At 60.6% G+C, this 20,917-nt stretch carries 18 protein-coding genes; 3 read left to right on the top strand and 15 right to left on the bottom strand.

The genetic code is table 11. From position 1 onward, the window contains the following. Window positions 1-38: 38 nt before the first annotated feature. From MAF45_RS01755 to MAF45_RS01770, 4 genes are all read right to left on the bottom strand, one after another. Entirely contained in the window at window positions 39-1,514 is a 1,476-nt protein-coding gene (locus tag MAF45_RS01755; RefSeq protein ID WP_237977837.1) for a Do family serine endopeptidase, read from the bottom strand. 92 nt (window positions 1,515-1,606) lie between these two features. Beyond that, window positions 1,607-2,977, bottom strand: coding sequence for an ATP-binding protein (locus MAF45_RS01760; RefSeq protein ID WP_237977838.1), 1,371 nt, complete (start codon window positions 2,975-2,977; stop codon window positions 1,607-1,609). A gap of 6 nt (window positions 2,978-2,983) precedes the next feature. After that, complete coding sequence (locus MAF45_RS01765) at window positions 2,984-3,640, bottom strand: response regulator (protein WP_237977839.1); 657 nt, start codon at window positions 3,638-3,640, stop codon at window positions 2,984-2,986. A gap of 4 nt (window positions 3,641-3,644) precedes the next feature. Continuing rightward, the gene (locus tag MAF45_RS01770; protein ID WP_237977840.1) at window positions 3,645-4,223 is read right to left on the bottom strand and encodes a hypothetical protein; all 579 of its coding nucleotides are present in this window, start codon (window positions 4,221-4,223) and stop codon (window positions 3,645-3,647) included. Window positions 4,224-4,445: 222 nt separating this feature from the next. On the opposite strand from MAF45_RS01770, the gene MAF45_RS01775 reads away from it, so the two are divergent. Continuing rightward, entirely contained in the window at window positions 4,446-5,000 is a 555-nt protein-coding gene (locus MAF45_RS01775) for a YaeQ family protein (RefSeq protein ID WP_237977841.1), read from the top strand. A gap of 6 nt (window positions 5,001-5,006) precedes the next feature. On the opposite strand, the gene MAF45_RS01780 is transcribed toward MAF45_RS01775, so the two are convergent. The 3 genes from MAF45_RS01780 to MAF45_RS01790 are packed head-to-tail and all read right to left on the bottom strand — an operon-like array spanning window position 5,007 to window position 10,106. Next, window positions 5,007-6,329 carry a coproporphyrinogen III oxidase family protein gene (locus MAF45_RS01780; protein WP_237977842.1) on the bottom strand — a complete coding sequence of 441 codons (1,323 nt, stop codon included), beginning with the start codon at window positions 6,327-6,329 and terminating at the stop codon, window positions 5,007-5,009. Between the two features lie 55 nt (window positions 6,330-6,384). Further along, complete coding sequence (locus MAF45_RS01785) at window positions 6,385-8,220, bottom strand: AMP-dependent synthetase/ligase (RefSeq protein ID WP_237977843.1); 1,836 nt, start codon at window positions 8,218-8,220, stop codon at window positions 6,385-6,387. Between the two features lie 53 nt (window positions 8,221-8,273). Further along, window positions 8,274-10,106 carry an ATP-binding cassette domain-containing protein gene (locus MAF45_RS01790; protein ID WP_237977844.1) on the bottom strand — a complete coding sequence of 611 codons (1,833 nt, stop codon included), beginning with the start codon at window positions 10,104-10,106 and terminating at the stop codon, window positions 8,274-8,276. 113 nt (window positions 10,107-10,219) lie between these two features. Here MAF45_RS01790 and rsmI point away from each other — a divergent pair, with 113 nt between their 5' ends. Continuing rightward, window positions 10,220-11,128 (top strand): 16S rRNA (cytidine(1402)-2'-O)-methyltransferase, encoded by a 909-nt coding sequence (gene rsmI, locus MAF45_RS01795; protein WP_237977845.1) that lies wholly within the window; start codon window positions 10,220-10,222, stop codon window positions 11,126-11,128. Window positions 11,129-11,182: 54 nt separating this feature from the next. Here rsmI and MAF45_RS01800 read toward each other — a convergent pair whose 3' ends face one another. The 5 genes from MAF45_RS01800 to MAF45_RS01820 all read right to left on the bottom strand — a co-directional run bounded on the left by MAF45_RS01800 (window position 11,183) and on the right by MAF45_RS01820 (window position 16,190). Next, a complete protein-coding gene (locus MAF45_RS01800; protein WP_237977846.1) occupies window positions 11,183-11,638 on the bottom strand; it encodes a CBS domain-containing protein in 456 nt (151 codons plus the stop codon). An 87-nt stretch (window positions 11,639-11,725) separates the two neighbouring features. Further along, window positions 11,726-12,658, bottom strand: a complete 933-nt coding sequence (ttcA, locus tag MAF45_RS01805; RefSeq protein WP_237977847.1) for a tRNA 2-thiocytidine(32) synthetase TtcA — start codon at window positions 12,656-12,658, stop codon at window positions 11,726-11,728. Between the two features lie 3 nt (window positions 12,659-12,661). Continuing rightward, a complete protein-coding gene (locus MAF45_RS01810; RefSeq protein ID WP_237977848.1) occupies window positions 12,662-13,039 on the bottom strand; it encodes a dihydroneopterin aldolase in 378 nt (125 codons plus the stop codon). Next, window positions 13,036-14,136 (bottom strand): tRNA nucleotidyltransferase/poly(A) polymerase-related protein, encoded by a 1,101-nt coding sequence (locus MAF45_RS01815; protein WP_237977849.1) that lies wholly within the window; start codon window positions 14,134-14,136, stop codon window positions 13,036-13,038. Before MAF45_RS01815 ends, MAF45_RS01810 begins: the two co-directional genes overlap by 4 nt. Beyond that, window positions 14,133-16,190 (bottom strand): lytic transglycosylase domain-containing protein, encoded by a 2,058-nt coding sequence (locus MAF45_RS01820; protein WP_237977850.1) that lies wholly within the window; start codon window positions 16,188-16,190, stop codon window positions 14,133-14,135. The genes MAF45_RS01815 and MAF45_RS01820 overlap by 4 nt, the downstream gene beginning before the upstream one ends. Window positions 16,191-16,279: 89 nt before the next feature. Between MAF45_RS01820 and MAF45_RS01825 the strand changes: the two genes are divergently transcribed. Beyond that, window positions 16,280-16,882: a 5-formyltetrahydrofolate cyclo-ligase gene (locus MAF45_RS01825; RefSeq protein ID WP_237977851.1), complete on the top strand. Its 603-nt coding sequence runs from the start codon at window positions 16,280-16,282 to the stop codon at window positions 16,880-16,882. On the opposite strand, the gene ahcY is transcribed toward MAF45_RS01825, so the two are convergent. The 3 genes from ahcY to metK all read right to left on the bottom strand — a co-directional run bounded on the left by ahcY (window position 16,870) and on the right by metK (window position 20,916). Next, complete coding sequence (ahcY, locus tag MAF45_RS01830) at window positions 16,870-18,276, bottom strand: adenosylhomocysteinase (protein ID WP_237977852.1); 1,407 nt, start codon at window positions 18,274-18,276, stop codon at window positions 16,870-16,872. The two genes, MAF45_RS01825 and ahcY, sit on opposite strands and share 13 nt — an antisense overlap. A gap of 37 nt (window positions 18,277-18,313) precedes the next feature. Continuing rightward, the gene (locus MAF45_RS01835) at window positions 18,314-19,624 is read right to left on the bottom strand and encodes a tryptophan--tRNA ligase (protein WP_237977853.1); all 1,311 of its coding nucleotides are present in this window, start codon (window positions 19,622-19,624) and stop codon (window positions 18,314-18,316) included. 110 nt (window positions 19,625-19,734) lie between these two features. Beyond that, window positions 19,735-20,916 (bottom strand): methionine adenosyltransferase, encoded by a 1,182-nt coding sequence (gene metK, locus MAF45_RS01840; protein WP_237977854.1) that lies wholly within the window; start codon window positions 20,914-20,916, stop codon window positions 19,735-19,737. Window position 20,917: the final 1 nt, after the last annotated feature.

Here is a 20,917-nt window from a genome sequence, read left to right on the forward strand (position 1 = left end):
GAAAAGGATTTCCCGCCGGGAGCGCGCCGGCTTCTCCCTTACTGGGCCTGCAGCTCAACCGGGACGAAGATCCTGCTCTTGTTTCTCTGGATGAGAAGCGCAATCTGCTTGCGTCCCTTGAGAGCCTTGGAAAGATCCCCGTTGGTCTTGACCGGAGTTCCGTTTACGGACACGATGATGTCCCCCGGACGAATCCCGGCTTTCGCAGCCGCGCCTTCAGCCTGTGCGATCAGAAGACCGGAGGTGCCGGCCCTCTTTGCTTCCTTAGCCGTCAGCGGGCGGACGGTAACGCCGAGTCTGCCCTGGGATTCCTGCTTCACCGCTCCCTGAGAGTCATCGCTGTCCGAGCCTTTGGCCGCATGCGCGCTTTCCGTCGAGCTCCCAATGGTGACAGGAATGCGGATCTCTTTCTTGTCGCGCAGAACAGTCAGTTCGATGCGGGTGCCAGGCTTCGTAAACGAGATCAGCCTCGGCACGTCGCTGAAGCTCTTGATTTTTTCTCCGTTGACGGCAGTGATGATGTCCCCGGGCTTCAGGCCGGAGTTCGCGGCAGGGCCGTTGGCCTCAATCTGAGCAATGACGGCCCCTTTGGTTTCCTCAGGAAGTCCGAAGCTCTTTGCCAGTTCCGGCGACAGCTGCTGCACCATGACCCCGAGGCGGCCGCGGGTCACTTTCCCGTTCTTGATGATCTGGTCCTTGACCTGGCTCGCAATATTGATCGGGATCGCGAAGGAAAGGCCCATTGATCCGCCGGAAGTCGAGAAAATCTGCGAGTTGATGCCGATCACCTCGCCGTTCATGTTGAACAGCGGACCGCCGGAGTTGCCCGGGTTGATGGCGACGTCTGTCTGTATGAACGGGACGATGTTTTCCTCAATGTTGCGGGATTTGGCGGAAACGATGCCCGCCGTGACAGAGTTGGTAAGGCCGAACGGACTGCCGATGGCCGCCACCCATTCGCCGACCTTGACATTGTCGCTGTTGCCGAGACGGACGACGGGAAGCCCCTTCGCGTCAATTTTCACGACAGCAATATCCGTCTGTTCGTCGTAGCCGAGGACCTTGCCCTTGAACTCCCGGTCGTCGGTCAGCCGGACGATGATCTCGTCGGCATCGCTCACCACATGCGCATTGGTGAGGATCAGGCCGTCAGAGCTGATGATGAAGCCCGAGCCAGTGCCCCGCTGCTCAGGGACGGTGCGCTCTCCCCCGCCGAAGAAGGGGAAACCGAAGCGTCTGAAGATTTCTGCTTGGTCATCAGGGATGTTGTTGAACAGGCCGTTGATTTTCTCCTTGTGCTCCTTCTTGACCATGGAAATGTTCACAACAGCCTTGCCGTAGTGATCCACCAGGACCGTAAAATCCGGCAGCTTCTGCTGATTGATGATGGGGCCGGGGGCGGCAGTCGAAGGCGAGGCGGCGTTTTTTGCATTGGCCGTGAAGACTCCGCCTGCGAACGCGGCCACAATGGCTGCCGTAACCAGGGCGGGTTTCATGAATTTAGAAGAAAACAACGTGAATCTCCTCGAAAAATGAGCGCGCAGGCCCTCTGGGCAGCGCCTGCAGATAGGCATAAAGATAATGGAAAACGATATATCTGCGTTTATCAGTTTGTGTTCGAGTTGTGACTGTCCCCCCGGCTTTGTAACAAAAATTTGTCATCAGCGGGGGTGCCCGGCAGAGGAAGCCGGATTTCCATGGTCGTGCCGCGGCCGTCCAGCCCGTCGAGCACCCGAATGCTGCCGTGATGGATCTCGACGATGCGTCTGACGATGGCAAGGCCCAGCCCAGTGCCGGACGTATGGGTGCCAAGAGCCCTGTAGAAGCGCTCAAACACGCGGCTGCGGTCTTTTTCCGGGATTCCCGGGCCATTGTCTGAAACACGGATCAGCACGCCGTTTGTATCCGAAGATGCGGAGAGTTCAATCCGCCCGTTTTCCGGCGTGTACTTGATGGCATTGTCGGTGAGGTTGGTCACCATGAGATGCAGGGCGTCGGGCATCCCCAGAACCGTGAGGCTCGGAGAGGAGGACGAGACAGTGATGTTTTTCTGCCTTGCGATGGGCTGCATCTCACCGGCGATCGCGCCGAGCATTTCATCCACTCGAACGGAAGACTGCGGGTGCTGCACGGAATCTGGGTCAAGGCGCGCGATTGTGAGCAGTTGCTCGATCAAATGGGTCGCCCGGGCAATGCCCTCGTCAAGCCGCAGAAAGTACTTCATGCGCTTCTCGTCCGAATCGGCTTTCCGGGCGAGCTGCGCCTGCAGCTTGATCGCAGTGAGCGGTGTCCGCAGCTCATGGGCGGCATCGGCGGCGAAGCGCTTTTGCGCATCAAGACTCACAGAGAGGCGCTTCAGCAGGCGGTTGAGCTCTTCCACCAGGGAACGAAGCTCCTCGGGCAAACCGCTGGTCGGGAGGGGCGTGAGCGAAGAGGGGGATCGCTGGGCTACGGAGCGGGCGGTTCTGTCCAGCGGGGCGAGCCCTTGGCCCACAATGAGCCAGATCAGAATGGCGGAGATGGGGATGGCGAAAAGGAAAGGCTGAAGGATGTGCAGCGATGACATAGCTGCCAGGCTGGTGCGGACCCGCACGGGCTGGCCTGCCTCGATGATTTCAGTGCCCGACGGCATGGTGTAGACGCGCCAGTCGCTTCCTGCGAGATTCAGGGTGGAGAATCCTTCCTTTTCAAGAATCGGAAAAGGTTCTGTTTTGTCCGACAGAAAAAGCCTGTTGCTGGCTGAGTCGTAGATCTGCAGGCGGACCTGGTGCTCCGGGTTGCTTCCGACCAGCGTGACTTGCGAGGGGGCAAGACTTCCCCTTGTGGCCATGGCGCTGGCGGTCTGCTGCAGCTCTCGGTCGAGCAGGCGGTCAAACTCCTCCTCCGCAGAGTGCAGAGCCGCCCATCCAGCAATGAATCCTCCGACCAGCTGGACAAAAATCAACGTGAAAAGGAGCCGTGTTCTGATGGAGCCCATGGCAGGTTATGTTTCGAGCAGATAGCCGACGCCCCGCACCGTCTTGATGGCATCCTCAGAAAGTTTCTTCCTCAGGTGGTGGATGTGGACTTCTATGGCATTGGAGCCGACAGTGGAGTCCCAGTTGTACAGGTTTTCCTCAAGCTTCGAGCGGGGCTGCACGACGCCCGGACGCTCTGCCAAGGCCTCAAGAAGCGCATACTCCTTGGCGGAGAGGATAACCGGTCTGCCGTCATAGAAGACCTCGCGCGTCGCCGGCCGGATCTGAAGCTTACCTCGCGTTATGACGGGTTCAGCCCGGCCGCTTGCCCTGCGCGACAGGGCGCGGATCCTTGCGGACAGCTCCTCGAGGTCAAAGGGCTTAATCAGATAGTCATCCGCCCCGGAGTCCAGCCCCTTTATTTTGTCGTCCAGCGTATCCCGGGCTGTCGTCACGAGTACAGGAAGATCGTTTTTCAGGCGGCGAATCTCCTTGAGCAGATCAAGTCCGTCCATCCCTGGCAGGCCCAGATCCAGAATAGCCATGGCAAAACCCGTGGTTTTAAGGGCGAGCAGGGCGGAGTCGCCATCCTGCAGCCAGTCAACGGCATAGCCCTCGCCCTGCAGCCAGTCGGAAACACTCTCACCGATCATTGGATCGTCTTCGACCAGTAAAATTCGCATGCAGTCAGCCCCCGGAAAAAAATTTTTCCCATTCATGCCAAAGGATATAGCGAAGACAGGGAAAAAGCACGGCCAGCAGCAGAAGAAAACCCGGCAGACGGTTCCAGACGGAAATCCTGCTCGCGGTCCAGTATTCCGCAGCCGCGCAGAAAGCCGCGCCCGCCGCACAGACAAAGGCCGTCCAAAGCAGGCACCCGAATAGGCACAGGGCTGCGAAACGGCCTGCAGAGAGCCGCTTAGCGAAGCCGGCGCGTATTGGAAAACTCGATTTCGGCAGCGGAAGCACGCGATAGAAAAGCAGCCCCGGCAGCCTCTTGGGAAGCCCGATGCGATGCGTGCGCAGCAGGGGTGAAACCCGGCCAGGCCAAGGCAGAGGCCAGCCGGGGTGCCTTCTGCCCGCGAAAAACCAGAACAGGTCCGAGAGAACCGCGGCGGCAAAGATCACGCAGGCGGTCTGGACGGGAGGAAGGATGCCCGAGGCCGCCAGAAAGGCGGCGAGTACGGCCAGGGTTTCTCCGCCGAGCAAAACGGCCAGGCCTGCGGCCGGCAGGCCCCAGGCCGCGGCGGCGCTCAGAACGGGCATGGCAGGCAACAGTTGGGAAAATGAAAGCATATGCTCGGAAACGTTTGCAGGATCGATCCTTGCCGGAGCAGGCCCGCTGGGCGGCAGGCGGTTTTCCTGCCAGGCAGAAGCGGCCCGATGCCGGGATTTTATCAGCTGGGCGAGTACGCTCTGACCGCAACGAGCTTCTGGGGCGGCCCGGTTGGTGATAATCTTAAAAACTTGTACTCCGGGTGGCTGGTTATGGCTTTAGGTTCAACAATTTATAAAGTGGAGCTGGACATCTCTGATCTGGATCGCAGTTATTATGCGAGCCATTCTCTCACTGTGGCCCGGCATCCCTCAGAGACGGAGAGCCGTCTGATGCTGCGTCTTCTCGCCTTCAGTCTGTGGGGGAGCCCGACGCTGCGCTTCATCGACGGGCTGTCGAGGGACGGCGAGCCCGCGCTCATGGACGTCGACGACACGGGATGGACCAGCCGCTGGATCGAGTTGGGCGTGCCCGCTGTGAAGCTTGTCAGAAAGGCGGCCGGCAGAAGCTCAAAGGTCATCGTTCTGTCCTATGGAGAGAGCCGGATCAGCCAGTGGTGGCAGTCCGGCCGTGCGGATTTTGAAAAAGTGGGCCGTCTGGGCGTCTACTGGATTTCCGATGACGAGCTCGCGGCCCTTGCCGGGCTGTGCGGGCGGCATATGAGGCTGGCTGTGACAGTCCAGGATAAGATCGCATACGTCGCCGATGCGCTCGGACACAACATCGAAATCGATGTGAAAACCCTGAAGACCCCTCGGGCCGACTGAGGGCCGCTACATGTCGCAGGCCTTCAGGGGCGCCCTGAGCTGTGCGCGGACATTGTCCATTCCCGAATAGAAGGCCTTCAGCATCACGAGGCCGAGGAATTTGCCTCTCTTGGTTACGATCAGCCGGTCAGGATCCTGCGGATCCTGCCTGATCGCGCCGATCAGGCGCAGGCCGGTTATTTCCTTAAAAAGCGAGGTATCCAGGTTGACGCCATGGACTTCGCGGAAATATTTTCTGCTCAGTCTTCCTGCGAACACGCTCAGCATGAGCCTGTACTGGAGGATCTGATGCTTGGTGAAGATCCTGCGGCGCTCCGTGCCCATCAGACCGGACTGGATGCGCTGGGCGTACCTGCTCAGACTGAATGTGTTGACGTAAAGGGCATTGCCGAGGAATGAGAATGCCCCGGAGCCGATTCCGAGGTATTCGTCATGGTCAATGACGTACTCATCGATGCCCTCGTCGTTGGTCCTGCCGAAAGTCCATGATGTGAGCTGGCGGTAATGCTTCCCCAGAGTGTTCAAAATGGTGTCGTACTGCTGTGACAGCTCCTGGCCCTTGGCCGCAATGATTCCTTTGACGCTGCGGCGGGTCTGGCTGGTGACCATGAGGGGATAGGTTGTAACCTGGCGGGGGTTGAGCTGGCGGATAAGCTCCATGTCGCGGGCGATCATGTCGAGGGACTGGCCCCGGAAGCCGAACATCATGTCGACGTTGCAGGTGGGGAACAGGTCCTGGCAGGCGGCGATTCGGTCGTAGATTTCAGCACCTGTTCCGAACTTGTCGCGTTCAGTAAGGCGCAGAATGCTGTCGTCGAAGCTCTGCACGCCGATGGACATGCGGTTGACCAGCCCCTTGAGGTTTTTAAAGCTGGGGCTGGCGATTTCCTTGGGGTCTGTTTCGCAGGAAACCTCCTTGATGCCCGGGAACAGTTTCCTCGCCAGTTCGAGCGTCCTGATCAGTTCGTCTTCCAGTATGGTGGTCGTGCCGCCCCCCACGTACACGGACTGAAAATCGTAGCCCAGGTCCTTGGCCATCTGCATCTCGGTCCGGAGGTTTTTGAAATATTCCCGAGCCTTGTATTCCTTGAACAGGAATCGGTGGAAGGTGCAGTAGGTGCACAGCGTGTGGCAGAAAGGCACGTGCATGTAAAGCAAGTACCGGTGCCCTTCCTGAGGAGCGGGCGGCGTCTTGAGCACCACCGGGTCCACAGAAAGTCCCCTGTCGATATAAAACTGCATGATCCGGTCTGTCAGATGGACCTGCCAGTCCGGCATGATGTGCTGGCCGTGAGTGAACGAATGAGGCTGCTCGATGTCAATAGGCATGGGTATCAGAAAAAACAGGCGTGTCCGGGACGTGTGATCGGAAAATAAGGTATTTTTAATACATCTTTTTGATCGCTTCCGCAAATTTTGTGCTCAGCGGGCCGCGCTTAAGCTTCAGCGTGGGGGTGAGCAGCCCGTTGTCGATGGTCCACGGCTCAAGGCTGAGGGTGACGGCGCGGGGAAGAGAGTAGTGCGGGAAGTTTGCGGCTGCTGCCTTGGCGCGCTTCAGGGCGGCCTGCCTCGCCGGCGCCGCGGAGAGGCTTTCAGGATCGCGTGGGTCGAGCTTCAGGCTGCGTGCGAGCTTCTCCCATTCCTCGGGGTTCAGGACGGCGATAAGCGAAATGTAGGGCTTGTTTTCGCCGACGACGAAGGTCTGAGAGAAAAGGGGATCGGTTTCAATGGCGGACTCAAGGTCGACGGGAGGAACCTTCTCGCCCGTCGAGGTGACGATGATTTCCTTGATTCGGCCCTTGATGTACAGGTGGCCGTCCTCCGAGATCGTTCCTACGTCTCCGGTCTTCAGCCAACCGTCGGCGGTGAAGGCGTCCTTGGTGGCGTCGGGCCGGTTCCAGTATCCCCGCATGACGCTTGGTCCCTTGACCTGTATTTCATCGCCCTCGCCCAGGCGCACCTGCACGGAAGTGTATGGATGGCCCACGGTCCGGGGTTGGTTGTCCTGCAGGTTGTTGCCGGCGATCACCGGTGAGGTCTCCGTCATGCCGTAGCCCTGAATGACGGACATCCCCAGCCCGCAGAAAACCTTGGCAACCTTCTGGCTGATGGCAGCCCCGCCGGAGATGGCCACGCGGAGCCGGCCGCCGAACTGATCCAGCAGCATTTGGGAAACGCGCCTTGTAAGCGTTCTTCTCACTATCGGATCGAGGAATTCGCGCGGGCTGTGCTCAACCGGCAGGCGGTTTTTGCGGCAGAACTTTCTCCAGCCGACCTCAACGGCCCAGTCGAAAAGCTTCTGCGCAAAGGGCCCTTTCTTGCCCAGGACGGCCTGAATTTTCGCGTAGGTCCGTTCGTAAATGCGGGGAACGGAGATGATGACAGTGGGCTTCACAACCTTGAAGTCCTCGGCCAGCAGCATGATGGAGCGGTTGTAGACCACCGTACAGCCCATGCCGAGGGGCAGATAGTATCCCAGGGTCCTTTCAAACGTGTGGGAAAGGGGCAGGAAGGACAAGAACACATCGCCTGCGACGGGGGTGAGGCAGTCGGTAGTGTCAACCACGTTGGTCAGGAAGTTTTTGTGGGTAAGCATGACCCCCTTGGGCCTTCCCGTAGTGCCTGATGTGTAGACGATGGCGCCGAGATCTTCCGGTTCGGGCGACTCCGCCAGGGCTGAGTCGGGAACGCCGGCCCCGTCCTTGAGCCACTGCTCGAGGGTGTGCAGGCGCACGCCGGAGCCGGACCCGGCGGGCAGCTGCGTTTCTTCCGTGAAGACGACGTGCTTGAGGTCCGGCATCGGGATCTGCTTGGCGGCTATCGCCTGCCAGCGGCTCAGCTTGTTGGTGATGAGAACCGAGGACTGGGAGTCTATCAGGATGAAGGCGCAGGCTCCCGGAGTGTCGATGGCGTGCAGCGGCACCGGAGTGAGGGCGTTGGAGAGAGCGCCTTGGTCAGCGCAGACTGCGTCAATTCCATTCGGCAGCAGGATGGCGACCCTGGCGTACCTCGCAAGTCCGAGCGTTGCGTAGGCCCGGCGCCACCCGAGGATTCGGTCGGCGAGCTGTCGGTAGCTGTAGCTGTTCCATTTGCCGGCCGTGCGGTCGTACTGCCGCAGTGCCTCGTCATCGGGTGCGACTTTAAGCCGGTTGTTGATCAGGTCAGGTAAAACCCTTGCGGTTTTCAGCAGCGCAATTCGATCCGCAGTCGTGTTGCTCACTTTTTTCGTCCTTCAAAAAGCAGGAAAAATTCGCCCGAAAGCACCGGACGAGGCTAGGAGTTTTCCTCTGCCGCCTTCTTTTTGCCCTCAAGCTCTTCCCAGCGCGCATATTTGCGTTCCAAGATTTTCGGCAGTTCATCGAGCCTGAGGCGGTCCGCCTTGATCTGCTCCACGGGGCTGCGGTGATAGCCCGGGTCAGCCATGGCTGCTATGAGTTTTTCCTGTTCCTGCTCTAGGGCTTCTATATCCCCTGGCAGCGACTCCAGCTCCTTGCCTTCCCTGTAGGTGAGGCGGAGGGCTTTTTTCCGCGCGGGACGTGCCGGGAGGACGGGAGCTTTTTTCTCAGCCGGCTCTGGATTTGCAGGAGCCGGCCGACGGTATTTTAACCAATCGGTGTAGCCGCCGACGTATTCATGCCACTCGCCGCCGCTCTCAGCGGCCAGGACCTGGGTGACAGTGTTGTCGAGGAAGCGGCGGTCATGCGAGACGAGGATCAGGGTGCCGGAGAAGTCGGCAAGCGTCTGCTCCAGAATCTCCAGCGAGTCTATGTCCAGGTCGTTTGTGGGCTCGTCGAGTACTAGCAGGTTAGCGGGCAGCGCGAAAAGTCGGGCCAGCAGGAGGCGGTTCCTCTCCCCGCCTGACAGGGCGGACACGGGGGAGTCTGCTCTCCTCGGGGAGAAAAGAAAATCGGCCAGGTAGCTTTTGACGTGCTTCCTGACTCCTCCGATCTCAACCCATTCGCTGCCGGGAGCGATGGTGTCGGCCACAGTTTTGTTCAGGTCAAGCTGGGCGCGCAGCTGGTCGAAATAGGCAATATGCAGGTTGGTTCCCAGCCTGACCGTTCCCTGATCGGGCGGAAGCTGCCCGAGAAGAATCTTGATGAGGGTGCTTTTTCCGGCCCCGTTCGGTCCTACGAGTCCGAGCCGGTCCCCCCTCATTAGCCGGAAATTCAGTCCTTTGATTATCTGCCTGCCGCCAAAGGACTTTGAAATCCCCCGCAGCTCGGCCACCAGCCGTCCGCTCTTCTCCCCAGAGTCGATCGACATGCTCACCCGCCCCATGCGCTCGCGCCGGGCCTCGCGCTCTCTGCGGAGCCGCTCGAGGCGCCTCACCCGCCCTTCGTTTCTCGTCCTTCGGGCTTCGATGCCCCGGCGAATCCAGACCTCTTCCTGTCTCCAGAATTTGTCGAACTTCCGGTTGGACGTCTCTTCGATGCTGAGCTCGTAGCTTTTATGCTGCTCGTAAGCCGCGAAATTGCCGGGATAGGATCTCAGGATCCCTCGGTCGAGCTCCACGATCCTCGTGGAGACATCGTCGAGGAATGCCCGGTCATGGGTGATCACGACGAGGGCCCTGTTATTTCTGCAGGTTTCCTTGATGAGGTTTTCCAGCATGAGAATGCCGTCGATGTCGAGGTGGTTGGTCGGCTCGTCGAGTAGCAGCAGATCCGGGGACTGAGCGAAGGCAAGGGCGATGGCGGCTTTTTTCCTCTCCCCGCCGGATGCCCTGGCCGGATCGATGTCCGGGTTCACCTTAAGCTTTTGCAGGAAGGCATCCAGCGAGGCGACCTGCTGCCAGTAGGCTCGGGAGTCTTCCTCATCAAAATGGGCGCGCAGAATCAGGCTTTCCTTGAGCGTGGGGGCCGCGGGGAGGTCGGGTTCCTGGGGCAGCCGGACGATTCTCAGACCGTCCTTGGTCTGCTTTTCTCCGTCGTCGAGCCTGATTTCCCCGGCCAGGGCTTGAAGCAGGGAGCTTTTCCCCGTTCCATTGCGCCCGATCAGCCCGATCCTTTCTCCTTCGGCGATGGAAAGCTCCGCATTGTCGAGAAGAGGGACGTCACCATAGGCCAGAGAGGCTTTTCTTAGCGTAAGCAGTGTGTTCAGCATCTAAGACAAAGAGATGGAATTGACGACAGGGACCATTGTAGGGGCAAAATCCAAATGGCTTAAGATCTTGCCCTGAGCGCAGGCAGTCTTTCTGCACAAGGAGGGGATTTTCGATGGCACAACCGCTGGAATCATGGAAGGGCAGGGATCTTTTTGACATCTCCGGAGTGGGCGGGCAGGCCTTCCCTGAAGGCGCCCTCTACATCGTGGGGCTGCCTATTGGGAACTCGGCTGATATCACGATCCGGGCGCTCTGGGTGCTCGCGCTGGCCGACTTTATCGCGGCCGAGGACACTCGCCAGACCCAGAAAATTCTGATGAAGTACGGCATCACCACCCCGGAAATTTCAGTGCGCGAGTTCAATGAGGTGACGGGGGCGCAGCGCATCATCGACAGCCTCAGGGAGGGGCGCAGGGTCGCGTTGGTCACGGATGCGGGGACTCCTGCGGTTTCGGACCCGGGGGCTCTGGTCGCCCGTATTGTGCTCGACGCGGGCTTTCGCGTCATTCCGATTCCCGGGGCGAGCGCAGTGATCACGGCGCTTTCGGGCTCCGGGCTTCAGGCGAAAACCTTCACTTTCGTCGGTTTCGTTCCCCCGCAGGCCAAGGCGCGCAAGGAGGCTTTGCAGCACTACGCCCGCAGAGGGGACGCCTTTGTGCTGTACGAGGCGCCTCACCGTATCACGGATCTGCTGAAGGATCTGGCGGAGTGCCTCGAGCCGCAGCGCAGGGTCGTTGTGGCCCGGGAGATTACGAAGAAATTCGAGTCTTTTGCGACAGTTCCAGCTTCAGGGCTGGCGGCTTGGGCGCAGGAGCACGAGCCGCGCGGCGAGTATGTTGTCCTCGTCGATCAGGCTGAGAAAAAGCCCGAAGGTCTGGATGAGCGCTCGGTCGCGTGGGCCGCGGCAATCGCCGAGGCTCTTCCCTTGTCGAAGGCCGCCGCCATCGTCTCGAAAGTGACTGGCGTGGCGCGCGAGCAGGCCTATAAGACACTCTGCGAGCTCAAACAGAAGCGAGACTGAAGCGCCTGTGGGGCGGCAGGGACGAGATAGGACGGCAGCTTCGGATCGGGCGGCTCAGGGCCTTTCTGCGATTTCGCGGGTTTTGGAGGACTTGATGTCTCTCACGATGCTGTCGAGCATCATGGAAAGTTCCTCGAGCATGTTGGAATTGGTCACCACGCCGACGAGCTTTCCTTCACCGTCCACAACGGGGAGCCGGCGGATGCCGAATTCACGCATGCGGGCCAGAGCGTCGATGATGTTCTCCTCTCCCTTCGTGACCACTGCCGGGGAAGACATGACTTCTCCCACGCTTGTCGCATCGGCATCCCTGCCGGTCGCGACGACCTCGATGGCGACGTCGCGGTCCGTGATCATTCCTGTGGGCTCGTTTTTCTCGTTGACGACAACAAGGCTGCCGACATGATGCGAGCGCATGGCCTTGGCGCATTCGCGGATGGAAACCTGAGCGGTGATGGTTTCCACGTGATGAACCGCGAGATCAATCACTTTCATGGAACGTGCGCGCATGTTCTCTGCCTCTCCATCAGAAAGATAAGCAAGCTGGTCAACCGCCGCGGCGGGGTAAGGAGATCCCTGGCGGCATGGACGATTATTTTAACGCGATTGGGATTTCTCTCCGCCCCTGGAGCGCCGGGGCTTGAGCGGCGGAGTGTCCGGCGCCAGGGCCTTGAAGTTGCTGAAGTCCCATAAGGTGCGATCCATCAGGTGCGAGGGGGTGACGCGCGTCATGCTCATGAAAATGTTGTACAGCCTGTCACCGTCCTCCCGGTTCCAGCGCTTCATCATTTCCTTGATCTCATGCCGCTTTTTGTTTTCCGCCAGCCCGCAGAGATTTTTGGGGATGAGCGGATAGCCCTGAAGCCTGGCCCATCGGGCGGTCTCCGATTCACGGACATAGGCGAGCGGCCTGATCACGATGTGCCGACCGTCGTCGCTGCGCAGCACGGGAGGCATGCCCTTGAGCCTGCCGCTGTAAAACATGTTGAGCAGCAGCGTGCTCACGATGTCGTCCATCTGGTGGCCCAGCGCAATTTTTGTGATTCCGAGGCGGTCGGCCGCAGAGTAGAGGATGCCCCTCCTGAGCCGTGAGCAGAGCGAACAGATGTGCTGCCCGGTGGGGATGAGCTTCAAAATGGTTTTGTATGTGTCCTGCCGCTCAATGTGATAAGCAACGCCGATTTTTCGAAAGTACTCCGGCAGCAACTCGTGGGGGAAGCCCGGCATGTTCATGTCAACGTTGATCGCCATGATGTCGAAGTGGATCGGCGCCCGCTTTTGCAACTTGAGCAGCGTCTCAAGCAGCACGTAGCTGTCCTTGCCGCCGGACATTGCGACTCCGACCTTGTCGCCCTCTGCGATCATCCCGAAGTCGCAGATCGCCTGCCCGGTGAGCCGGACGATCCTTTTTTCCAGCTTTTTGGCCTCAACCGATTTCTTGACCTTCGGGGCGGCCTGTGCAACAGTCCCTTTGGAACCAGGCTCTTCCTCCTGGTTCAGCGGGCGGATGGGAATCATTGTGTCCGTCATGGATCACTCCTTTATGTAAAGAGCTTCGACGCCGGCCGCGCGGGCCCCGCGCACGGCGTGCGGCTTGCGGCAGCAGACTCGCGCCGCCTTTACTCCCGGCATGGCTGCGAGCCGGGCGAGCATTTTTTCAACGGCGCTCTCTACCAGATTGAGGTGGCCGCTCTGAAGGACTTGCCGGGCGATGTCGCAGAGATCGTCATAATTGACGGTATTCTCGATCGCATCGTCCAGGCGGGCTCTTGGAATCCAGACTTCGAGGGTGACCAGGATGGTCTGCGGGCTGTTGATTTCCCTCGGATAAATGCCTAGCCGGGCCTCGACCCGGAGGTCTTCGATGAAAATGCGGATGCATCCCGCGGCGATTTCCGGCAGTGTTGTCATTGCGGTTCTCCGGACAGAACGGTTTCGACGGCCCGCTCGCGCGCGGCGCGGATGGCCTGCGGAATGGCGGACGGATCGGCGGTTTGGGCGACGACACTCCTGGGGACAATGGACTTTGCTGCGGCCGAGGCGGTCTCCCACCTGTCGCCCCAGGGGCTGCCTAAGAATCGGGCCGCCGCCAACAGGTTTCGAAACCGTTCCGGGCGTCTGAAAAAGTCTGAATTTTCAAATATGTGAACAGCTTGCTGCGCAGTCGGAGGGTTCAGCACGCCGGGCAGGCATCTGGAGATCAGGTCGGCCATGCCCTGAAGTTCGCCGTTTGTCCTGAGCCCGCGGGCTATGCTGCCGGCGCGCTGGCCGCTGCGGCTGAGCAGGACAGTGAAGCGAACGGGCAGGGCCGCGCCGGCTTGGGCGGATTCGTCAAGGCAGCGCAGGGTTTCTTCGTCGCATTCCAGCCCTGGAATGACGCGCTCGAGCGCTCCGCAGCGGGAGAGGACGCGGATCATGCGCGAGGGTTTTTGTTCCATCAGTCCCCTGGACAGTTCGCGCATGACCCTTTCAGGAACCAGCGCGTCGGCCTCTCCGCAGCGGACCATGTCCGTGAGCAGTCTCCATGTGTCCTCCGCGATGCTGAAGTCCGGCAGCCTGGCGCTGAACCGGGCGAGCCGCAGGATGCGCACGGGGTCTTCGCGGAAGGCAGAGCTGACATGCCGGAAGATCCTGTCCCGGATGTCTTTTCTGCCGCCCCATGGATCGATGAAGCGCCCGAGACTGTCCATTGCGATGGCGTTGATGGTCAGGTCCCGCCTCTCCAGATCTTCCTCGAGGGTGACCTCGGGAGAGGCGTGGAAGGTGAAGCCATGGTAGCCGGGGCCTGTTTTTCTCTCGGTCCGCGCCAGGGCGTACTCCTCGTGGGTTTTGGGATGAAGGAAGACGGGAAAATCAGCTCCCACGGGCAGGAAGCCCTTTTGGACCATGTACTGCGGCGTGGCTCCCACCACTACGAAATCCCGGTCCTGCGGGATCACGTCATAGCCCTCCTCTTTAAGGAGCAGGTCCCTCACGTATCCGCCGACGATGAAAATCTGAGGTTTCACGGCTGCTCTGCTCCTGCGGGGGAAATGGTCCCGAGGAGCCCGCTCAGGGTTCCGCGGGATTGGGAGGGCTCGAGAATGCGCTGGTACTCGGCCGTGTTGCCCAGGACTTTCTTGACATAGTCCCTGGTTTCTCTGAAGGGAATAAGTTCCGCGAAAACGGTTCCTTCCATGGGAGCGGAAAGCCTCGCGCGCCATGTGACGGAGCGGCCGGGGCCCGCGTTGTAGCCGGCGGTGGCCAGCACCTTTTGTCCGCTGAATTTATCGTTCAGGAATTTCAGATAGTAGCTGCCGAGCGTGATGTTGGTGGCCGGATCGTCCAGATTGGCGGGGTCTGATGAAACGCCATACTGTTTCGCCGTCCATTTGGCAGTGGCCGGCAGCAGCTGCATCAGGCCGCGGGCGCCTGCCCCGGAGGACACGGCGGGCATGAACCTGGACTCCTGCCGGATGACGCCGTAGACCCAGGCGGCGGGAACTTGGGCTTCGGAGGCAATGCGCGAAACCATGGCGAGCGACGGCGTAGGGAAGGAAAGCTGCGACAGGAACGTCTCGTCGGAGAGTTTTCCCACAGTGTTAATCATGCGATCCGCCAGTCCAATGCGCCTTGCATATTCGGCCGCTGCGGCGAGCTGCCTCTGGTTCGCCCCCCGCAGCGCCCAGTTCCACTCTCTCGAGGCCATGGAATACAGCCGCAGGCGCCGCAGCATGATGGCCCTGATGATGCTGGGGTTCTGCATCCACTGCCCGACGTCTGCCTCGCTGATTCCGGGCTTCGGGAGGCTCTCTCCCGGATAGTCCTGGTTCAGCAGGTCGCAGGCGAGCTTTCCGTAATAGCTATGCTTTTTCATAAGCGGGGTGAGAATGTTCGCGGCTTCGGCCTTCCGGCCAGTCTCCCAACGAGCTCTTCCAAGCCAGTACTGCCAGCCCTCGTCCCTTTGCCTGGACGAGCTCATGAGGGAAACGGCTCTTTCCACCCCGCCCCAGTCCTTCAGTGCGAGGCTTGAGCGGACGCGCCACTCGGCCACGGCGTCGGGCTGGTACAGAGCGCTGTTCGGCTTCATGGAAGCGGCCTTTGAGAAGCTGAGGCGGGCGCTGTCGAAATCTCCGTTCAGGGCCTGGCGGTAGCCCAGGAAATTCCACAGCAGGTCCAGATCCTGCGCGGAAAGAGACGTCCCTGACGGCATGGCGGACAGCGACTCGGCCGCGGCGTCCGGATCCTTGAGCCCTTCCAGAAGGACGGCTGCGATGAAGCTGTCTTTGTCCGGGGCGGGGGTGCCTTCGAGGAACCCCGAGGGATTGGAAAACAGCGAAGACACCGCCCCCGGGCTCAGCTGCGAGTAGGAAGAGGCGATCTGGCGGGCCTTGGTCAGGTTCCGCCCCTGAATCAGGAGAAAAGCGACGGGCCAGGCCTGGTCGGGGCTGCGCTGCAGCACGGCATCGGCCAGCGCAGAGCTGTAGTCGGAGCGCAGGCTCGGGGCGGCGGCGAGCAGTTCGCAGGCTTCGCCCGCGCTGCCCTCGCCCTGCTCCAGGCGGAAGACCTCGCTCCAGGCCTTGAGGTCGGGTTCTTCCTTGTTCCACTGCAGTGGCGCGTAAAGCTTCTGAAAGACTTCAAAGCGTCCCTTGGGCGCGTAAATGCGGGCGAGGTCGGTGCCCAGTCTTTCTGTGACGTATTCGCCCCGGTGGTCCTGGATGAAGGCAAGGGCCTGCTCGAGGGTGATTTCGTCGGCTGGATCGGCCTTCACGGCGTCGTAGAAATTCCAGGCAACGATGTAGTCTGACAGCGGGTAATTCTGAAGCTGAGCGGCGTATGAGGCCTTGTCTTCGGGGGCAAGCGCTCCCGCGCGGCGGCCCGCCATGAAGGCGGCGAAGGCGTCGTCCTGGGTTGTTCTGGGATAGGCCTGGAACAGGAAGTCAGCGGAGGGAAAGCCCGAGGCGGGCGAGGCTGGCGCCGTCTGCGGAAACCGGACGGCTTCAGACGGCGCGCTCTGGGCGGACGGGCTCGAGGCTGCCAGCAGGCAGGCGGAAAAAAGCAGCCCGATATCTTTAAAATTCATTCTTTATTCAGCAAATATCGAATGCGCGGCGAACGAGACGGCGGCCGGGACTCCCAGAGCCGCGCCGCCAGCGCGAGCAGGGGATGTTAATGATAAACAAACTGAACAGAAGGAAAGAACTGCGGGCGGAGCTGCTGGAAAGAAGGCGGCAGCTCGCCCTCCAGCACCCGGAGCTCGGGGCGAGACTGGCGGAGCACGTCAGGGCGTGGCTTGAGACGCAGGAGGATGTTTTTCTGGTGGGGTTCTACACCCCGATCCACTGTGAGCCGGATCTGCTGCCAGCCTTGTCCGCCTGGGTCTCCCGGAAATCAGCCCGAGGCCTCGCGTTGCCGGTCGTCGGCAGGGGCAAAAGCATGACCTACTGCCTCTGGCGGCCGGGAGAGGAACTGGTGGAGGACGTGTTCCACACGAAGGTGCCTAGGGTGAAGCGCCAGGCCTTCCCCGACCTGGTCATCGCTCCCTGCGTCGGATTTACGTCGCAGGGCTTCCGCCTGGGCTACGGGGCCGGCTGCTTCGACCGAATGCTGGAAAATCCCGCCAGCCGGCCGAAGACGCTGGCCGTCGCCTATGAGGCGTGCAGAGCGGACGGCCTGTTCGAGCCGGCCGCGCACGACATCCCGTTTGACTGGGTCGCCACCGAGCTTGGGGTCCGCCCGGTTTCTGGACGCTCCGGCCCGGATCAATACCGGTAGGAGTCGCTCTTGAAGGGGCCGTTCACCGGCACGCCGATGTAGTCAGCCTGCTCCTGGGTGAGTGTGGACAGCTGAGCGTTGAAACGGGTGAGCTGCAACCGGGCAACTTTTTCGTCTAGGATTTTCGGAAGCGTGTAGACCGCGACCGGATACTGGTCCTTTTTGGTGTAGAGCTCGATCTGTGCGAGAACCTGGTTGGCGAAGGAGCTGGACATCACATAGCTCGGGTGACCGGTGGCGCATCCCAGGTTCACGAGACGCCCTTCAGCGAGGAGGATGATCCGGTTGCCTGACGGCAGCTCGATTTCGTCGACCTGCGGCTTGACGTTGTGCCAGGGGTACTGCCGCATGGACGCGACATCGATTTCCGCGTCAAAATGACCGATGTTGCAGACGATGGCCTCGTTTTTCATCCTGAGCATATGCTCGTGGGTGATGACCTTGCAGTTGCCGGTCGCAGTCACAAAAATGTCGGCCTTGTCCGCCGCCCAATCCATGGTCACGACACGGTAGCCTTCCATAGCCGCCTGCAGCGCGCAGATGGGGTCGACCTCCACGACCCAGACCTGCGCGGCAAGGGCGCGGAGAGCCTGCGCGCAGCCTTTGCCGACGTCTCCGTAGCCCACCACCACTGCGATTTTGCCGGCGATCATGACGTCGGTCGCACGCTTGATGCCGTCGACCAGAGACTCGCGGCAGCCGTAGATGTTGTCGAACTTGCTCTTGGTGACCGAATCGTTGACGTTCATTGCGGGGAACAGCAGCTGCCGGTTCTTTTCAAGCTGGTAGAGCCGGTGGGCGCCTGTGGTGGTTTCCTCGGTCACGCCCCTGATGCGCGACGCCCTTTCCGAATACCAGCGGGGATCGGCCTCGAGGTGTCTGCGGATCGAGGCAAAGAGGACTTTTTCCTCGTCGTTCGAGGGGTGGTCGAGCACGGAGCGGTCCTTTTCGGCAGCGCTGCCCAGGTGCATGAGCAGGGTGGCGTCTCCGCCGTCGTCAAGGATCATGTTGGAAAAGCCCCCGTCGGGCCACTCGAAGATCTTGTGGGCGTATTCCCAGTATTCCTCCACTGTCTCGCCTTTTTTGGCGAAAACCGATACGCCGTCGTCGGCTATGGCTGCGGCCGCGTGGTCCTGAGTTGAGAAAATGTTGCAGGAAGTCCACCGGACCTCCGCTCCGAGGTCCAGGAGGGTCTCGATCAGGACCGCCGTCTGGATGGTCATGTGCAGGGAGCCGGAGATGCGCGCGCCCGCCAGGGGTTTGCGGCCCTCGTACTCCTTGCGGATCGCCATGAGGCCGGGCATTTCGGTTTCAGCGATGCGGATTTCGCTGCGGCCCCATTCGACAAGCCCCATATCCGCCACTGAGAATTCGTGGCTGTACTGTTTGGTCATTTTTCGTCCTCTGTTCAGAATCTTCGGAAAAGGCCGCTCAGGCAAGTGAACTGAAGGCGGCAGCGAGCTGTTCGCGGGTGACTCCCTGCGGAATCTTCACCGCCGCAAGAGCGTCCAGGGCCTGAAGGCCGGATTTCTTAAGCTGCGAGACGGCCCTGCCGGCCTCCGCACCGCTCTTCCAGCCCGCGCTTTCCAGCAGCACGGTCCCGTCGGCGGCCACAAGCTTGAAGCCGAAGGTTCCGTCCTGCTCGCGGTACTGCTTGAAGCCGGCGGACCGGCTCTTGGCGGGTTCCTTGCGGACGCCCAGGGAATGCGCGCTTCCCTTGAACTGAGTGAAGGAACGTAGTCCTGTGGCCTTGACGAGCTCTGCCACGAACGGGGCCGCAAGCTTCCTCGCTTTGGCGGCGCCGGCCTGAAGGATGTCTTCCATCACGGAAGGCTCGTTGATGAACTTCTCGTAGCGGGGGCGCATCGGACCGATTTCCCCCTCGATCTGATTGAAAAGCCGGTTTTTTGCCTCTCCCCATCCCAGGCCGTCCTTCAGCTCTTCGCGGAAAAGTGCGTACTGTTCGGGGGTGGAGAAGGCCTTGAAGAGCTGCGTCAGGGAGGTCGAGTCCGGGTCCTTAGGCTCTCCGGGCTTGCGGTCATCCGTGACGATGCGGCTCACCATTTCCTTGAGAGCTTTCGAGCCGCCTTCGAACAGAGGGATCACGTTGTCGTAGCTCTTGCTCATTTTCCTTCCGTCTGTGCCGGGCAGAAGCTCGAGCGACTCGTCGACAAGCGCATAGGGCATGTGGAAGAAGGGCTTCCCCTGAGGCGCGTAGGTGTTGTTGAAGCGTGTCGCGATGTCCCTGGCCATTTCGAGGTGCTGGATCTGATCCTTTCCCACGGGCACGAGATCAGCGTTGAAGATGAGGATGTCGGCCGCCATCAGGATCGGATAGCAGAAAAGCCCCATCGTTGCCTTGGCGTCAGGATCTTCGCCCGCGGCTTCGCTCGCTTCGACGACTGCCTTGTAGGCGTGGGCGCGGTTCATCAGGCCCTTGGAGCACGAACAGGTCAGCATCCATGCCAGGAGCGTGGTTTCCGGCAGGTCGCTCTGGCGGTAGAAAGTCACTTTTTCGGGATCGAGACCGGCAGCCAGCCATGTAGCGGCAATCTGCAGGCGGGACCTTTCGAGCCGCTCGGGATCCTGGCACTTGATGAGGGCGTGCAGATCCGACAGAAAATAGAAGCAGTCGAGATCCGGATTCCGGCTTTGATTGATGCAGGGCCGCAGGGCTCCAACATAGTTGCCGAGGTGAAGGGTGCCCGAGGGGGTGATTCCAGTTAGAACGCGTTTTTTCATGGAAAGTCCTGAAATGAACGGAACTGACGCAGCCGGCGTCGAAGGATCAGATAAGGCGAAGGCCGGCCTCAAGCGCCGGCCTTCGCCAGAAGCGGCTTAAAGTTTAACGGTTAAAGAGCCGCCTTGGACCGAAGGACATCGACCTTGTCTGTCTTTTCCCAGGTGAATTCCGGCTCTTCGCGCCCAAAGTGGCCGTAGCAGGCCGTCTTGAAGTAGATCGGGCGCCGGAGGTCCAGCATCTTGATAATGCCGGCGGGACGCAGATCGAAGGTTTCGGCCACGATTCTCGAGATTTCCTCGTCCGGGATGCGGCCGGTTCCGAAGGTGCGGACGGTGATGTTCATCGGACGGGCGACGCCAATTGCGTAGGCCACTTGCACCTGGCAGCGCCTGGCAATGCCTGCGGCGACGATGTTTTTGGCGACATAGCGGCAGGCGTACGCCGCCGAGCGGTCCACTTTGGTGGGATCCTTGCCGGAGAAGGCTCCGCCGCCGTGCGGGCAGGCGCCGCCGTAGGTGTCGACAATGATCTTGCGCCCGGTAAGGCCGGTGTCGCCCTGGGGGCCGCCCACGACGAAGCGGCCGGTCGGGTTGATAAGAAACTTCGTTTCGCCGGTGATCCATTCCTTCGGAAGGACGGGCCGGATGATCTCCTCTATGACGGCCTCCGTAAACTCGGGCTTCATCCTATTGCCGTCGCTCATTTCCGGAGAGTGCTGGGTCGAAAGGACGACCGTGTCGATGGAAGAGGGGCGCCCGTCCACGTAGCGGAAGGTCAGCTGGCTCTTCGCATCCGGCCGCAGAAACGGCAGCGTCCCGTTCTTGCGGAGAATGGACTGCTGCTGCATAAGCCGGTGCGCATAATAGATCGGGGCCGGCATAAGCGTGTCGGTTTCGTCGCAGGCGTAGCCGAACATCAGGCCCTGGTCGCCGGCGCCGGTTTCAAGGGGATCGTCGCTTGCGCTGTCCACGCCCTGGCTGATGTCGGCGGACTGCTTGTCGTAGCCGACGAGAACCGAGCAGCCGCGGTGGTCGATTCCGTACTCGGTGTTGTCATACCCGATCGATTTCAGGGTCTGGCGGGTGATGCCAATGTAATCGACGTTGGCTGTCGTGGTGATTTCACCGGCAAGGACGACGAGGCCGGTGGCGCACAGCGTCTCTGCCGCAACGCGGGCCATCGGATCCTGCTCGATGACGGCGTCCAGAACAGCATCTGAGATCTGGTCGGCCACCTTGTCGGGATGGCCTTCGCTCACCGATTCAGATGTGAAAAGAAAATTGCTTCCCATT

The organism is Mesosutterella porci (assembly GCF_022134585.1).
In the GTDB taxonomy this organism is placed as follows: Bacteria; Pseudomonadota; Gammaproteobacteria; order Burkholderiales; family Burkholderiaceae_F; genus Mesosutterella; species Mesosutterella porci.